A 13,875-nucleotide genomic window follows, 5' to 3' on the forward strand; every position below is an offset into this window, starting at 1 on the left:
GACTACTCCTTGTTGGCCGCCAGATTCACAACTCGGTTGGAGCGGTCCACCGGACGCACTTGCTGGCCCTCATGGAGTACATGCACGCCTGCGGCAATGACCCAGTCAGTGGGACTAAGGCCTTCCAGCACCGGGACGGTTTTTTCACCGAAGGCGCCGATGCGCACCGGCGTGCGCTTGAGCGTGTCGTCCGGCTGTACCAACCAGACGTAGGACGCACCGTTCTCCGCACTGAGGGCAGACAGCGGCACCGACAGCGCAATTACGCCGTCTGCTTGTACGAAAACCCGGGCGCTCTGGCCCAGCTCGGCGGGGACTTTGCCGCCAGTGAACGCGACACGGGCAGCAAAAGTGCGCGACTTCGGATCAGCCGCCGGAGACAGCTCACGAATACGCCCGGTAAAGCGCTGGTCCGGCTGGCTCCACAGCTCCACCGTCACCGGCTGGCCGATTTTGAAACGACCAAAACCTTGTTCCGGCAAGCTGATCAGCACTTCGCGCTCGCCATCGGTGGCCAGGGTGAATACGGTTTGGCCGGCGGACACCACTTGGCCTACTTCCACTGCACGCTTGGCCACCACGCCGTCCTGGGGCGCACGTAGCACTGCATAGCCAGCCTGGTTGCTGGCCACGTCGAATTCAGCCTTGATTTGCTTAAGGCGAGCTTCACCGGATCGGTAGAGGTTTTCGGAATTGTCGTACTGGGAGCGGCTGACCATCTGACGGTCCAGCAAGGTTTTGTAGCGGTCACGCTCAGCGCGCACCAGGCTCAGGTTGGCCTCGGCGGCAGCCACCTGGGCACGGGTGGCCTCCAATTGCAGGCGCACATCCTGGGGGTCGAGTTCGGCGAGTGGCTGGTTGGCCTTGACCCGCTCGCCCTCCTCTACCAGACGCTTGCTGACTTTGCCGCCAATGCGAAAGGCCAGGTCCGGCTCATAACGGGCGCGAACTTCGCCGGGATAACTGTCGCTCGATTGTGCCGAAGGTTGCGGCTGTACCACCATGGCCGGGCGGACGGTGGTCTGGGCTGCTTCTTCATGGCCACAGGCGGCCAGGAGGAACACCAGGCTGACAGGCAACGCAAAGGGCAGGAAAGTGCTGCGCATGCTGAAGGACCTTTCGCAAATGGAGCTAGGAATAATTATACTGGCCAGTATGTTATTAATACCAAACTCACCAGTCCAGTATTAAAGTGAAAATGTCCGACAATCCTGTAAACACCAATAGCCCTGGGCGTCCCAAGGACATGGCAAAACGCCAGGCAATCCTCGAAGCAGCGAAAATCCTGTTTTTGAGTAATGGCTACGCCAGCACCAGCATGGACGCGGTTGCACTGGAAGCTGGCGTGTCGAAACTGACCGTCTACAGCCACTTCACCGACAAAGAGACCTTGTTCACGGCTGCCGTGGTGGCGACGTGCGAGGAACAATTGCCGGTGATGTATTTCGAGCTGCCGGCCGGCATGCCCGTGGAGACGGTACTGCTGAATATTGCCCGGGGGTTCCATCGGCTGATCAACAGCGAGGAGTCGGTGAACCTGCATCGGTTGATGATGACCACTGGCAATCAGGACGTGAAACTCTCACAAATCTTCTTCGAAGCCGGCCCTATGCGCATGCTGCAGGGCATGGAGCGTCTGCTGGGCAAGATCGACCAAAGCGGCGCGTTGAGCATCCAAAAACCCTTTACCGCCGCCGAGCACTTCTTTTGCCTGCTCAAGGGCACAGCGAATTTCTGCTTGTTGTATGGGTGCGGCGGGCAGTTGAGCGAAGAAGCCGCCGAGGCGCATGTGCAGGATGTGGTGGGGTTGTTTATGCGGGCTTATCGGGCCTGAAGGCTTATGTTGCCTGGGCGGGCGCTATCGCAGGCAAGCCAGCTCCCACATTTGAAGGTATTCACACCTCAAAATGTGGGAGCCGGGCTTGCCCGCGATGAGGCCCGCAAGGCCAACGAAGATTTAAGGCTTGAGCGCCTTCTTGGGATAAATGTCATACCGGCTGGATTTACCATCCAACGCATGACTCGGCTTGGGCCCTTCAATACACGGCGCCTTGCGCGGCCGCTTCACCACCACGCGGTGACTGGCCAGGGCCAATGCCGCCGCCAGCAGCGCCGGCGCGTCCGGATCATCCCCCACCAGCGGCCTGAACAGGCGCATTTCCTTCTTCACCAGGGCGGTTTTCTCACGGTGCGGGAACATCGGGTCGAGGTAGATCACCTGAGGCGGCTCGCCTTCCCAGTTGCGCATCACGTCAATGGAGTTGCCCTTGAGCAACTTCATGCGCGCCACAATCGGCGCCACGTCAAAGTCATCCGCGCCACGCGTCAGGCCGTCTTCGAGCAAGGCTCCGATCAGCGGCTGGCGTTCGATCAGGCTCATCTCGCACCCCAGGCTGGCCAGCACGAAGGCGTCCTTGCCCAAGCCTGCCGTAGCGTCCAGCACCCGTGGGCGTACGCCTTGGGCGATACCGACGGCCTTGGCGATCATCTGTCCGCTGCCACCGCCATACAAACGCCGATGCGCCGCGCCACCCTCGACAAAGTCCACCCGCACCGGCCCTGGTGCGTCAGGCCCGAGCTGTTGCAGTTGTAGGCCCTGCTCACCGACTTGCAGGGAAAAGTCCCCATCGGCCAGCGTTAACGGCAAGCCAAGCCGCGACGCCCATTGCTCGGCAAGGGCCTGGAAACCTTCGGCCAAGGCCTCGACCTGGATGCGGCTGGCCGCTGGTTGTTCGCTCATCAATCGCTACGCTCAAAAATATTAAGGATCGGCAAACATCGGCCGATAAAAACAACAGTCAGGTATTTTGCCAGAGCTGAGCGTCGACCGAGAAAAATGTCAGACATTCTTCCCCTAACCATCGGTGTACTGCCGACCCACAACCACTACGGCCTGCGCAATACTCAAGCGCTGGCCGGGGTGAGTCATGTGTGGCAGGACTTCTTCGCCCGAGCGTTGGCCGAACAGCTCGGCGATACACCGCAAGCGCTCAGCGCGCCAGCCCCAGCGGACCCAGCGGTAGAACCGAGTGCCGGTGCGGATTTACTGTCGCAAATTCTCACCCAGCGTGAGTGCGACGTGAAAGACACCGAGATCGCCCCACCTGAGCCGCTGTTCCTGCCGATTGCCGAGTTCGAAACCGAATTGCTGCCACCGGCTGCCACGCCGTTCCCGGACGAAGAAATCATCGCCCAACAGCGCCAGCAAAATTTCGAAAGCGGTTGGGTCCGTCCCATCGTGCTGACCGCCGGCGAGCCACTGCCAGAGCCGGGCCCTGCGCCGCAGCCTCGCCCCTTGCACTTGCCTATCGCCGAGTTCGAACTGGACCTGCTGCCACCGCCCGCCACGCCGTACCCTACCGAGGAACTGGTGGCGCAACAAAAGGCCCTGGACTTCGACTACTACTGGGCGCGCCCGCTGGTCACCCAGAACCTGCGCCTGGCCGCCTGATTCAATCCTTGAAGAACGCGTTCGCCTGGCTGAACGGCATCTTGCGCTCGGTGAAGGTAAAGGTGCCCAACTCATACACCTCCTGCGCCGCCCGATAGAACTCGCCATACGCCGCCAGTGCCATGGCCGAGCCGACGCTGATACGCCGTACGCCCATCTCGCTCAGTTGCGCCACGCTGAGGTTCAAGCCGCCGGACATCAACACATTCACCGGTTTAGGCGCGACCGCCTTGACCACCGCCAGCACTTCCTCGCCACTGCGCAAGGCCGGTGCATACAGCACGTCGGCACCGGCCTCGGCGTAAGCTTGCAGGCGGCGGATAGTGTCAGGCAAATCCAGGCGACCATGCAGGAGGTTTTCTGCGCGGGCTGTCAGGGTGAAGGGAAAAGGCAGGCTGCGCGCGGCAGCAACCGCCGCTTCCACGCGCTCAACGGACAAATCAAAAGGGTAGATAGGGTCGGCAGCGATGCCCGTGGCGTCTTCAATGGAGCCGCCGACGATGCCGGTTGCCGCAGCGCGCAGGATGGTCTGGGCACAACCTTCGGGGGTGTCGCTGAAACAATTTTCCAGGTCCGCCGCCACCGGCAACGTGGTCGCCCGAGCGATGGCACCGGTATTGGCCAGCGTGTCTTCCAGGGACAGCGCCCCCTCCGCATCCGGCCGCCCGAGGCTGAACGCATAACCCGCGCTGGTGGTGGCCAAGGCTTCAAAACCGAGGCTGGCCAGCATGATGGCAGAACCTGCATCCCACGGGTTGGGCATCACGAATGCGCGGTCACGCTCATGCAGGGCCTTGAAGGTTTCGGCGCGAAGGGTTTGGGCATCCATGGCGGGCTCCTGGCAAAAAGAGGAGCCTTAGAGTAACCCCAGTTGCTCCGCTGCGGGTTGCCGATTCAGGGTCGGTAGCGGCGCAAGGCCCGGCAGGCGTGCCATCAACTTGTCGTGAAAACGCAGGGCCAGTTGAGCGGCCAGACGGTTATCCGAGGTGTGCAGGAAGACATAGGGCGTACGACCTTCTTCGATCCAGCCGGCGACTTTTTCCACCCACGGGATCAGGAAGGGGTCGTTGGGTTCCAGTTCCGGGTGACCAATAAAGCGCACTTGGGGAAACAGCGTCAGTGCCGCAGGACGTGGGGGCACCTTGGGTTTCTTCGATTGGGCATGCAGCACCGCCGCCGAGGTGGACGTGCAACTGAACAGCGGACGCGAATCCAGGCAGATCCGCTCAACGCCCCGGTCACGCAGCAAACGGTTGAGTGTGCGCTCGGCGTCGCCCTTGGCGAAGAACTCCGGGTGACGCACTTCCACTGCCATCGGGCGCTCCAGGCCATCGATAAAACCCGCCAGTTCGCTCAGACGCTGCGGCGAAAAACTCGCCGACAGTTGCAGCCACAACGGCGAGACACGCTCACCCAACGGGCTCATCAGGCCAACAAAACTCTCTGCCGCCGGCAGCTGGTCGCGCAGGTCGCCACCATGGCTGATGTCGCCGGGAAACTTGGCGGTGAAACGAAAATCCTCAGGCATGATCTCGGCCCAGCGCTGCACGGTGGCGGCTGAGGGTCGGGCGTAAAACGTGGTGTTGCCTTCAACGGCGTTGAAAACCTGGGAATAGAGGGCGAGGTAGTCGCTGGAACGCGCGTCGACAGGGTAGAGATAGTCGCGCCAGGCGTTTTCACTCCAGGACGGGCAACCGATGAAATAAGGCAGGCGCATCAGATGTGAATGTCGAGGCCCAGCACTTCCATATCCCATTCGACAAAGCCGGCAGTGGTCAGGTAGCTGGCCAAGGCGGTGGCGACGCTTTTGCTCATGGAGCGCGGGAAGACCATGTCTTGCTGACGGGCGGGAAGACCGCTGATGCGTGCTTGAGAATTGGCGTGCGCATCGGACTGGACTTCGATGAAGTCTGGCGAATCCTCGACAGAGTCGTCCACCGTGGCGTTTGCCTTACGCGGCTTACGCTTGATCGGGTACGACTGTGAGGAAAAGCCATCAATACGCATGGGCGCGAACTCGCTATCAGTAATGGCATTTTGGCAGCATCATCCGTGGTGCGCAAATGCTCTGGTGATAACTAGAACACATAATTTGAAAAAGGTTTAAAACCGCGGGCAAATTCTGACGATTGGTGAATTTCGCCTCACTTTGCCCGCATTTTTGACGTCAAATAATCCCGCGTTCGGCCTTGGTCTGGGCGACTTTATCGCGCAAGTAAACAGGGGCGGCCTGGTCAGCCGGGATCGCCTCGCCACGCGCAAACGCGAAGCGTGCCAGGGTTAGCAAGTCTTCGGCATGGGGCAGCATTGCGGCGTCCTGGCCAACCAATTGCACATTGATTCGCTCGCCATAACCCCAGCCGGTGCCAGCACCGAACCAGTCACCGCTGGCGTCATCGGGCAGCGCAGAAGACTCCGGAGGCTGTACCGCTTCAACACCCACCAAACGCATTTCGCCAGCGGTTTCGCGGTAGCAGCCCCAATAGACTTCATCCATGCGCGCATCGATAGCCGCTGCGACTTGCTGGGCGCCGTGTTCGCGCAAGGCGCGCTGGGCCAGCACCGCCAGGTTGGACACCGGCAATACCGGACGCTCCAACGCAAACGCCAGGCCTTGCACCACGCCGATGGCAATGCGCACACCGGTAAAGGCACCTGGCCCACGGCCGAAGGCGATGGCGTCCACTGCCGCCAGGGTGGTGCCGGCGTCTTCGAGCAGTTGCTTGATCATAGGCAACAGCTTCTGCGCATGCAGGCGCGGGATCACCTCGTAGTGGCTCGTAACCTTGCCATCGTGCAGCAGGGCAACGGAGCAAGCTTCAGTCGCGGTGTCCAGGGCCAGCAGGGTGCTCATCGGTGTGGGTGTCCAAGTCGAAAAAAAGTGCGCCAGTATAAACAACAACGGCCCGCAAGCGGGCCGTTATACGTGTAGCCAGTCGAAGGATCAGCTCAGTGCTTGCAGCACCTTGGCAGTGATCGCTTCTACCGAGCCAACGCCCGGAATGTGGCTGTACTTGGGCTTGCCTTCGGCAGCGGACAGCTTCTGGTAGAAATCCACCAAAGGCTTGGTCTGCGAATGGTAGACCGACAGGCGGTGACGCACGGTTTCTTCGGTGTCGTCTTTACGCTGTACCAGGTCTTCGCCGGTAACATCGTCCTTGCCTTCGACTTTTGGCGGGTTGTAGATGGTGTGGTACACGCGGCCCGAGGCTTCGTGAACGCGACGACCGGCAATACGCTGCACGATCTCTTCATCTTCAACCGCGATTTCAACCACTGCGTCCAGCTCGACGCCGGCCTTCACCAGGGCTTCAGCCTGGGGAATGGTGCGTGGGAAGCCGTCGAACAGGAAACCGTTCTTGCAGTCTTCCTGGCTGATGCGTTCTTTGACCAGGTTGATGATCAGGTCATCGGAAACCAGACCACCGCTGTCCATCACGCTTTTGGCGATCAGGCCCAGCTCGGTGCCGGCCTTGACCGCTGCACGCAGCATGTCGCCGGTGGAGATTTGTGGAATGCCGAATTTTTCAGTGATGAACTTTGCCTGAGTACCTTTACCGGCCCCGGGAGCTCCCAGCAGAATGACGCGCATTGATGTGCTCCTCAATTTTTTATAGAGATGACGCTCGGATCCGCCGCGAGGGGGCAAATCTCGTAGAAATATGGCTTGTAAAATTCTGGGTCCAGGCCGCCCAAACGGCCAAAGGCTGATCAAGATACACAGCAGGCCCTATCCATACAAGCCGCCAAAAGTCGCAGGAACCGCGCTGTATATGCTTCATAGGTAGGGTATGCCCGAGTGCAACCCGCCCGTGTGGACGCCGACCGCCCTGTTCGGGGCGGCCGTCGTGGTTTACCTGCAAGCCTTTGAGAACACGCGAAAAAACCTCAACCCGTGTTGCGCAAACCCGCCGCAATACCGGCCACGGACACCAGCAGCGCCTGTTCCAGAGGGCTGTCTTGCGCGGCCTCCTGCTGGCGCGAACGTGCCAGCAACTCAGCCTGCAACAGGTGCAGCGGGTCGAGGTAGGTGTTGCGCAGGCGGATAAACTCCAGGGTGTCCGGGCTATGGGCCAACAGCTGCGACTGGCCGGTCAGGCCAAGCACCACACTGCAGGCCTGCGACAATAGGTCGCGCAAATGCACACCCAATGGCAACAGGTCCGGTTGCACCAGGCGCTCGTCATACAGGCGGGCGATGTCGGCGTCCGCCTTGGCCAGCACCATTTCCAACATGTCGATACGCGTGCGGAAGAACGGCCACTGCTCGCGCATCTGCCCCAGCAGCTCACCTTCGCCGCGCTCCAGCGCCTTGCTCAGCGCCGCTTCCCAACCCAGCCAGGCCGGTAGCATCAGGCGGGTCTGGGTCCAGCCGAAGATCCACGGGATAGCGCGCAGGCTTTCGATCCCACCCGCACGGCGCTTGGCCGGGCGACTGCCCAAGGGCAACCGGCCCAACTCCTGTTCTGGGGTGGATTGACGGAAGTATTCGACGAACTGCGGATTTTCCCGCACCACTGCGCGGTAGGCGCTGACACCATCTGCGGCCAATTCATCCATCAAATGACGCCAGGCCGGCTCCGGCGGTGGCGGTGGCAACAAGGTGGCTTCCAGCACTGCAGCCAGGTAGAGGTTGAGGTTCTGCTCGGCAATATCCGGCAAGCCGAACTTGAATCGGATCATTTCGCCCTGTTCGGTGGTGCGGAAACGCCCCGCCACCGAGCCCGGCGGCTGCGACAGGATCGCCGCGTGGGCCGGGCCGCCGCCACGGCCGACGGTGCCGCCGCGACCATGAAACAACAACAGTTCCACCTGCTGCTCGCGGCAGATATCCACCAAGCGCTCCTGCGCCCGGTATTGCGCCCAGGCGGCGGCAGTCGTGCCGGCGTCCTTGGCGGAGTCTGAATAGCCGATCATCACTTCCTGCGGGCCCTGTAAGCGCGCGCGATAGCCCGGCAGTTGCAGCAGGCGCTCCATCACCGGCCCGGCGTTATCCAGGTCGGCCAGGGTTTCAAACAACGGCACCACGCGCATCGGCCGTTGCACGCCCGACTCTTTCAGCAGTAATTGCACCGCCAGCACGTCGGAGGCCTCGCCCGCCATGGAGATGACATACGAGCCCAGTGAAGCCGCCGGTGCAGCAGCGATTTCCTTGCAGGTGTTCAACACCTCGGCTGTGTCCGCCGAGGGTTTGAAATACCCCGGCAGCAATGGCCGACGATTCGCCAGCTCTTTGGTCAGAAAACTGATGCGCGCGTCTTCGTCCCAGTCCTCATAGCGACCGAGGCCAAGGTAGTCGGTGATTTCCGTCATGGCCGCCGAATGCCGACTGGAGTCCTGGCGCACATCCAGCCGCACAAGGAACAGGCCAAAGGTCACGGCACGGCGCAGGCAGTCGAGCAACGGGCCATCGGCGATCACGCCCATGCCGCACTCATGCAGCGACTGATAACACAGCTCCAGCGGGTCCAGCAGGTCGCGGTTGTTCTGCAGTACCTCGGCAGGCGCCGGGGTGCTGCTGCTCAACGCGGTGTGCGCCCATTGGCGTGTGGCGCGCAGGCGTTCGCGCAGTTGCTTGAGCAAGGCGCGGTAGGGCTCGACGCTGTCGCCGACCTTCGCCTGCAATGCCGGGCTGGCCTGTTGCATCGACAGTTCGGAGGCCAAGTGGTCGATGTCGCGCAAGTACAGGTCAGCCGCCATCCAGCGTGCCAGCAACAGCACTTCGCGGGTGACCGGCGCAGTGACATTCGGGTTGCCGTCACGGTCGCCGCCCATCCACGAGGCGAAGCGAATCGGTGCAGCCTCCAAGGGCAGACGCAGGCCGGTGGCGGCATGCAAGGCCCGGTCGGCCTTGCGCAGGTAATTGGGAATGGCGTGCCACAGCGAATGTTCGATCACCGCGAAGCCCCATTTGGCTTCGTCCACCGGAGTGGGCCGGACACGGCGGATTTCTTCGGTGTGCCAGGCTTCGGCGATCAAGCGTTGCAAGCGCTCACGGATTTGATCGCGCTCGGCGGTCGTGAGGTCGCGGTGGTCTTGCAGCGCCAATTGGGCGGCGATGGCATCGTATTTCTGGATCAGAGTACGGCGCGCCACTTCGGTGGGGTGAGCGGTAAGGACCAGCTCAATCTCCAGGCGCCCCAACTGGCGTGCCAGGGACTCATTGCTGTGACCTTCGCTTTGCAAGCGGGCGAGCAACTCGGGTAACACGCGGGACTCGAACGGTGCCGGTTGCGACTCATCACGTCGATGAATCAGTTGGTACTGCTCGGCAATGTTGGCCAGGTTAAGGAACTGGTTGAAGGCACGAGCCACCGGCAGCAGTTCGTTTTCCTGCAACTGGTTGAGACGGGTGCTCAGTTCATCGCCAGCGCCATGGCGGTCGGCCTTGGCGCCTTTGCGGATCTGCTCGATCTTGTCGAGAAAATCGTCGCCATACTGCTCTCGAATGGTATTGCCCAACAGCTCACCCAGCAGGTGAACATCCTCACGCAAGCGTGCATCGATATCACTCATCAGCCAATCTCCAGCCAGAAATCCGGGACGCGCAGGTGTTCCAGAGTGCCGCCAGTGCTCGTTTCTGACAAGACTTTAAACCTTGTGGCTTGCAGCTAGTCTCAAAGGTAAGTCGCCGCGTTTATCCACGCGGACGGCGGGTCACTCATCACCGCCTGCTATCGCGGGCTTTATTGAGGTTGCCATGAAAATTCGAGAATTGGCCCAGCATTGGGAAGAGAACGCCAAGGGTCGCTTGACCAAGACCGAGTACGCCATCCATCTGGATGTCGAGTCCGCCGCAAGGCTGGCCGCCATCGCCGAGATGTACCCCAAACGCAACACCGAAGAGCTGCTCGGCGAACTGATCGGCGCCGCCTTGGAAGAGCTGGAAACCAGCTTCCCCTACATCAGGGGCCAGCAGGTCGTTGCCACCGATGAGGAAGGTGACCCGCTGTATGAAGACGTCGGCCCCACCCCTCGTTTCCTGACCTTGTCGCGTCGTTATCTGCATGATTTGTCGGCGAGTGCCGACGAACAAAAACACTGACACTTCCCCGTTACCCCCTTGTATTCCGGGCCTTCCACAGGCCCGGCGTACCGCTGCGCAACGCAGAAGTTCCAACTTTTTTACGCTGACCAATCAGTCAGATATTTTTTTAGGCAAATCGCCATCTTCTCTGAACTATTCAAAAAAGCCTCCGGTCACACCGAGTAAGCCATCACGTGGAACAGCCGTTTGAATAGGTGCCATGCGCTTAAACGCCAGGCCCGCCGCCGCTGCCATCCTGAGGTGGATTTTGAAGTATTTCAGGAGTTATCCAATGGAGTTGAAGACGATGAAGACCAGCACTGCCAAATCCTCGTTTAACCACCTGCGCGGGCTCAAATTGGCCGCGCTGGCAATCGGTACCAGCTTCGTTCTGGCCGGTTGCGCCGGCAACCCTCCGACCGAGCAATACGCGGTCACCCAATCTGCGGTGAACAGCGCTGTCAGCGCCGGCGGTACCGAGTACGCAGCCGTAGAAATGAAATCGGCCCAGGACAAGCTCAAACAAGCCGAAATCGCCATGCACGACAAGAACTACGACGAGGCCCGTCGCCTGGCCGAACAAGCTGAATGGGATGCTCGCGTTGCAGAGCGCAAATCCCAGGCAGCCAAGGCTGAACAGGCTGTGAAGGACTCCCAGAAAGCTGTTCAGGAGCTGCGTCAGGAAGGCATGCGCCCCGCTGTTATCAAACAGCCGTAAACCGCCGCCACTGATTGCATTGCACCCGATATCGAATTGAAAGGACGACACGACTATGCGTAAACAATTGATGATCCCTGCCCTGCTGGCGATGAGCGTTGCCCTGGCGGCCTGCTCCACCCCGCCAAACGCGAACCTGGAAAACGCACGGACCAACTACTCGGCCCTGCAAGCCAACCCGCAAGCCACCAAGGTTGCAGCCCTGGAAACCAAAGACGCCAGCGAGTGGCTGGACAAGGCAGACAAGGCCTACCGCGACCGCGAAGACCAGAAGAAGGTCGACCAACTGGCCTACCTGACCAACCAGCGCGTTGAAGTGGCCAAAGACACCATCGTGCTGCGCGAATCCGAAGCCAAGCTGAAAAACGCTGGTGACGAACGTGCCCGCGCACTGCTCGAAGCCCGCGATGCGCAAATCAAACAGCTGCAAGACAGCCTGAATGCCAAGCAGACTGATCGCGGTACGCTGGTGACCTTTGGTGACGTGCTGTTTGCCACCAACAAGTCCGACCTCAAATCCAGCGGCCTGGTGAACATCACCAAGCTGGCGCAATTCCTGCGCGATAACCCAGACCGTAAAGTGATTGTCGAAGGCTACACCGACAGCACCGGTTCCGACGCGTACAACCAGAGCCTGTCCGAGCGCCGTGCGGCATCCGTGCAACGCGCATTGGCTCAACAGGGTGTGGATATTTCGCGCATCGTGACCCAGGGTTACGGCAAGGAATACCCGGTTGCCGACAATGGCAGCGTATCGGGCCGTGCCATGAACCGTCGTGTTGAAGTGACCATTTCCAACGATAACCAGCCGGTCAAACCACGCTCGTCCGTGGCTAACTGATCGACTGTTGTACTAAAAGAAACCCCGCCATATGGCGGGGTTTTTTATGCGGCGCTTATCAGAAACCGACAGACATCTTGGATTGCTCCACGATTGCCTGGACCTGGCCGCCACCGCCCTGCCCACCAGCGGAGTCACCTCCACCGCCGGCCCCCTGGCCACCCATTAACTTCTGCAATTGCTCTTGCAGCATCTTCAGCAATTGCTGCAATGGATCTTCTTCGCCACCGCCACCTTGTGCGCCGCCCGAACCTTGTTGCCCTTTGGCGGCGATCTGGTCTTCCAGGCCTTTGATCTGCTTCTTAAGGGCCTCAATCTCTTTTTGGTTGCCACCAGACTCACCGGCGCCACCGACACTTCCCTGGGAAAACTGGGGGTTAATACTCATATTCATGCTTGTTGACTCCAAATTGGAAAACACCGTGGTCCGATCAGCGCTGCTGATCAGTCCGAAATCTGTGGCGTTCAACCCAAGATGGTTCCGGTGCGACGCTCCCCTGACATGACTTGAACCAGAATTGGACAAAGGATCAGCGCATTACGGCAAGGACAAAGCATGTTTTCGTACGCCAAATCGCTACTGCTCAAGCTGCGGTGTTTCCTGCCCCATGCAGCGCACCGCCTGTTTCTTGTTGTTGACCAATACACCGCTGAGGCCTTTCTGCTCGGTATCGAACATGACCAACACACCGTCGACACACTGCGCCACTTGCGCGGCCGGGGTCAGGGAGATCTTGTAATCCTCTCCTGGCACCGTCTTGAGCATGGTGAAGTCACTGAGCAGCAACGCATCTTCAGGCTTGGCAAAGTGAAGGTAGCCGTAGAACCACAAGCAGCCGACGGTGCCGATGATGGTGCCGATGCCGGTGAGGATCAGCGGGATCATGTTGCGTTCTTCGCTCATTGCGGGCTCTCTGATGAATCAACTGTAGGAAGGGGGTAGTTCGGAATTTCGCCCAGGCGGCGCAGGCCGTTGAAGTACTGCGGGTCGTCCAGGTAGCGCAGCATCACGGTCTGCCAGGTCTTGTCGGCAAAGGTCTGCACATGGCCACCCCGGGTCAACTGCAACACGCGCGGCGGCGGTGCGGCCTGGTACAGGAGGATGGCGTTGGCCACAGGCACAATCGGGTCATCCAGGCTGTGGAACAGCAGTTTCGGTACGCCGGTTAATTCAGGCATGGCGTGGATCGCACTGTCGGCGTCCGGCACCAGCCACGACAGAGGCACCTGGAGCGGCCATGTTAACCAAGAGGTGCTCAGGGCGAATTGTCCTACGTCACGATAACTGGCGGGCACGCCGTCCAGCACCAGGGCCTTGAGCTGGGCTTGGCGCTCCGGGTGTGCCGCCAGGTAATGCACTGCCAGCGCGCCGCCCAGGCTTTGACCGAGGACGATCAGCGGTTGGTGCTGGGTTTCGGGGGCCTTGTCGATCCAGCTGAACGCCGCATCGATGTCCTGATAGACCTCGGGCAAGGATGGCTTGCCTTCGGACAGGCCATAACCGCGATAGTCCAGCAGCAGCACTTGATAGCCTTGCTCCGGCAACCACCAACTCCCGCCCAAGTGCCAGGCCAGGTTGCCGCCATTGCCATGCAGGTGCAGCACGGTGCCTTTGAGCGGCACGCCGGACTTGGCCGGCAGCCACCAGGCGTGGAGCTTCACGCCATCGGCGGTAGTGAGGGTGACGTCGCGGTAGGCCAGGTGGGCCTTTTGCGGCGTGAACGGCAGGCCAGGCTCGGGGTAAAACAGCAGGGAGCTGCAACCGTTCAAAGTGAGTAGCAGGCACAGAATGCCGAGGATTCTCATCCGTTGAAGCCTCGCTATTGAAAACAAAAGAG

Annotated in this window: 16 protein-coding genes; 5 read left to right on the forward strand and 11 right to left on the reverse strand. The window is 60.5% G+C overall.

The features are described from left to right. Positions 1-2 precede the first annotated feature (2 nt). Positions 3-1,106 carry an efflux RND transporter periplasmic adaptor subunit gene (locus CFE47_RS23465; RefSeq protein WP_286840755.1) on the reverse strand — a complete coding sequence of 368 codons (1,104 nt, stop codon included), beginning with the start codon at positions 1,104-1,106 and terminating at the stop codon, positions 3-5. 92 nt (positions 1,107-1,198) lie between these two features. Between CFE47_RS23465 and CFE47_RS23470 the strand changes: the two genes are divergently transcribed. After that, entirely contained in the window at positions 1,199-1,834 is a 636-nt protein-coding gene (locus tag CFE47_RS23470; RefSeq protein ID WP_286840756.1) for a TetR/AcrR family transcriptional regulator, read from the forward strand. Between the two features lie 123 nt (positions 1,835-1,957). On the opposite strand, the gene CFE47_RS23475 is transcribed toward CFE47_RS23470, so the two are convergent. Next, positions 1,958-2,740, reverse strand: a complete 783-nt coding sequence (locus tag CFE47_RS23475) for a class I SAM-dependent methyltransferase (RefSeq protein ID WP_286840757.1) — start codon at positions 2,738-2,740, stop codon at positions 1,958-1,960. A 96-nt stretch (positions 2,741-2,836) separates the two neighbouring features. On the opposite strand from CFE47_RS23475, the gene CFE47_RS23480 reads away from it, so the two are divergent. After that, positions 2,837-3,451 carry an energy transducer TonB gene (locus tag CFE47_RS23480; RefSeq protein ID WP_286840758.1) on the forward strand — a complete coding sequence of 205 codons (615 nt, stop codon included), beginning with the start codon at positions 2,837-2,839 and terminating at the stop codon, positions 3,449-3,451. A 1-nt stretch (position 3,452) separates the two neighbouring features. Here CFE47_RS23480 and CFE47_RS23485 read toward each other — a convergent pair whose 3' ends face one another. The 6 genes from CFE47_RS23485 to ppc form a co-directional block, all read right to left on the reverse strand. Further along, complete coding sequence (locus CFE47_RS23485) at positions 3,453-4,280, reverse strand: isocitrate lyase/PEP mutase family protein (RefSeq protein WP_286840759.1); 828 nt, start codon at positions 4,278-4,280, stop codon at positions 3,453-3,455. 27 nt (positions 4,281-4,307) lie between these two features. Beyond that, positions 4,308-5,168: a DUF72 domain-containing protein gene (locus CFE47_RS23490; protein WP_286840760.1), complete on the reverse strand. Its 861-nt coding sequence runs from the start codon at positions 5,166-5,168 to the stop codon at positions 4,308-4,310. Next, positions 5,168-5,458 carry a hypothetical protein gene (locus CFE47_RS23495; protein ID WP_286840761.1) on the reverse strand — a complete coding sequence of 97 codons (291 nt, stop codon included), beginning with the start codon at positions 5,456-5,458 and terminating at the stop codon, positions 5,168-5,170. The genes CFE47_RS23490 and CFE47_RS23495 overlap by 1 nt, the downstream gene beginning before the upstream one ends. Positions 5,459-5,618: 160 nt before the next feature. Then, positions 5,619-6,305, reverse strand: a complete 687-nt coding sequence (gene tsaB, locus CFE47_RS23500; protein WP_286840762.1) for a tRNA (adenosine(37)-N6)-threonylcarbamoyltransferase complex dimerization subunit type 1 TsaB — start codon at positions 6,303-6,305, stop codon at positions 5,619-5,621. Between the two features lie 90 nt (positions 6,306-6,395). Then, positions 6,396-7,043: an adenylate kinase gene (gene adk, locus CFE47_RS23505; protein ID WP_185707447.1), complete on the reverse strand. Its 648-nt coding sequence runs from the start codon at positions 7,041-7,043 to the stop codon at positions 6,396-6,398. Positions 7,044-7,339: 296 nt separating this feature from the next. Continuing rightward, positions 7,340-9,967 (reverse strand): phosphoenolpyruvate carboxylase, encoded by a 2,628-nt coding sequence (gene ppc / locus CFE47_RS23510; protein ID WP_286840763.1) that lies wholly within the window; start codon positions 9,965-9,967, stop codon positions 7,340-7,342. Between the two features lie 184 nt (positions 9,968-10,151). Here ppc and CFE47_RS23515 point away from each other — a divergent pair, with 184 nt between their 5' ends. The 3 genes from CFE47_RS23515 to lptF all read left to right on the forward strand — a co-directional run bounded on the left by CFE47_RS23515 (position 10,152) and on the right by lptF (position 12,037). Next, positions 10,152-10,496 (forward strand): pilin assembly protein, encoded by a 345-nt coding sequence (locus tag CFE47_RS23515; RefSeq protein ID WP_286840764.1) that lies wholly within the window; start codon positions 10,152-10,154, stop codon positions 10,494-10,496. A 289-nt stretch (positions 10,497-10,785) separates the two neighbouring features. Then, positions 10,786-11,196, forward strand: coding sequence for a DUF4398 domain-containing protein (locus CFE47_RS23520; protein WP_185707453.1), 411 nt, complete (start codon positions 10,786-10,788; stop codon positions 11,194-11,196). A 55-nt stretch (positions 11,197-11,251) separates the two neighbouring features. Continuing rightward, positions 11,252-12,037, forward strand: a complete 786-nt coding sequence (gene lptF, locus CFE47_RS23525; RefSeq protein WP_185707455.1) for a lipotoxin F family OmpA-related lipoprotein LptF — start codon at positions 11,252-11,254, stop codon at positions 12,035-12,037. Between the two features lie 58 nt (positions 12,038-12,095). Here the strand turns inward: lptF and CFE47_RS23530 are convergent, their stop codons facing one another. From CFE47_RS23530 to CFE47_RS23540, 3 genes are all read right to left on the reverse strand, one after another. Further along, positions 12,096-12,431: a FlxA-like family protein gene (locus CFE47_RS23530; protein ID WP_286840765.1), complete on the reverse strand. Its 336-nt coding sequence runs from the start codon at positions 12,429-12,431 to the stop codon at positions 12,096-12,098. Positions 12,432-12,614: 183 nt separating this feature from the next. Continuing rightward, positions 12,615-12,941, reverse strand: coding sequence for a PA3694 family proteiin (locus CFE47_RS23535; protein ID WP_048720026.1), 327 nt, complete (start codon positions 12,939-12,941; stop codon positions 12,615-12,617). Next, positions 12,938-13,843 (reverse strand): alpha/beta hydrolase, encoded by a 906-nt coding sequence (locus tag CFE47_RS23540; protein WP_286840766.1) that lies wholly within the window; start codon positions 13,841-13,843, stop codon positions 12,938-12,940. The genes CFE47_RS23535 and CFE47_RS23540 overlap by 4 nt, the downstream gene beginning before the upstream one ends. Between the last annotated feature and the right edge of the window lie 32 nt (positions 13,844-13,875).

The organism is Pseudomonas sp. PGPPP1 (assembly GCF_002255865.1).
Lineage (GTDB): Bacteria > Pseudomonadota > Gammaproteobacteria > Pseudomonadales > Pseudomonadaceae > Aquipseudomonas > Aquipseudomonas cremoris.

What these genes read in the sequence shown, in the direction of transcription:
- CFE47_RS23465 (WP_286840755.1), bottom strand. Translation starts at nt 1,106, where the DNA reads ATGCGCAGCACTTTCCTGCCCTTTGCGTTGCCTGTCAGCCTGGTGTTC.
- CFE47_RS23470 (WP_286840756.1), top strand. Translation starts at nt 1,199, where the DNA reads ATGTCCGACAATCCTGTAAACACCAATAGCCCTGGGCGTCCCAAGGAC.
- CFE47_RS23475 (WP_286840757.1), bottom strand. Translation starts at nt 2,740, where the DNA reads ATGAGCGAACAACCAGCGGCCAGCCGCATCCAGGTCGAGGCCTTGGCC.
- CFE47_RS23480 (WP_286840758.1), top strand. Translation starts at nt 2,837, where the DNA reads ATGTCAGACATTCTTCCCCTAACCATCGGTGTACTGCCGACCCACAAC.
- CFE47_RS23485 (WP_286840759.1), bottom strand. Translation starts at nt 4,280, where the DNA reads ATGGATGCCCAAACCCTTCGCGCCGAAACCTTCAAGGCCCTGCATGAG.
- CFE47_RS23490 (WP_286840760.1), bottom strand. Translation starts at nt 5,168, where the DNA reads ATGCGCCTGCCTTATTTCATCGGTTGCCCGTCCTGGAGTGAAAACGCC.
- CFE47_RS23495 (WP_286840761.1), bottom strand. Translation starts at nt 5,458, where the DNA reads ATGCGTATTGATGGCTTTTCCTCACAGTCGTACCCGATCAAGCGTAAG.
- tsaB (WP_286840762.1), bottom strand. Translation starts at nt 6,305, where the DNA reads ATGAGCACCCTGCTGGCCCTGGACACCGCGACTGAAGCTTGCTCCGTT.
- adk (WP_185707447.1), bottom strand. Translation starts at nt 7,043, where the DNA reads ATGCGCGTCATTCTGCTGGGAGCTCCCGGGGCCGGTAAAGGTACTCAG.
- ppc (WP_286840763.1), bottom strand. Translation starts at nt 9,967, where the DNA reads ATGAGTGATATCGATGCACGCTTGCGTGAGGATGTTCACCTGCTGGGT.
- CFE47_RS23515 (WP_286840764.1), top strand. Translation starts at nt 10,152, where the DNA reads ATGAAAATTCGAGAATTGGCCCAGCATTGGGAAGAGAACGCCAAGGGT.
- CFE47_RS23520 (WP_185707453.1), top strand. Translation starts at nt 10,786, where the DNA reads ATGAAGACCAGCACTGCCAAATCCTCGTTTAACCACCTGCGCGGGCTC.
- lptF (WP_185707455.1), top strand. Translation starts at nt 11,252, where the DNA reads ATGCGTAAACAATTGATGATCCCTGCCCTGCTGGCGATGAGCGTTGCC.
- CFE47_RS23530 (WP_286840765.1), bottom strand. Translation starts at nt 12,431, where the DNA reads ATGAATATGAGTATTAACCCCCAGTTTTCCCAGGGAAGTGTCGGTGGC.
- CFE47_RS23535 (WP_048720026.1), bottom strand. Translation starts at nt 12,941, where the DNA reads ATGAGCGAAGAACGCAACATGATCCCGCTGATCCTCACCGGCATCGGC.
- CFE47_RS23540 (WP_286840766.1), bottom strand. Translation starts at nt 13,843, where the DNA reads ATGAGAATCCTCGGCATTCTGTGCCTGCTACTCACTTTGAACGGTTGC.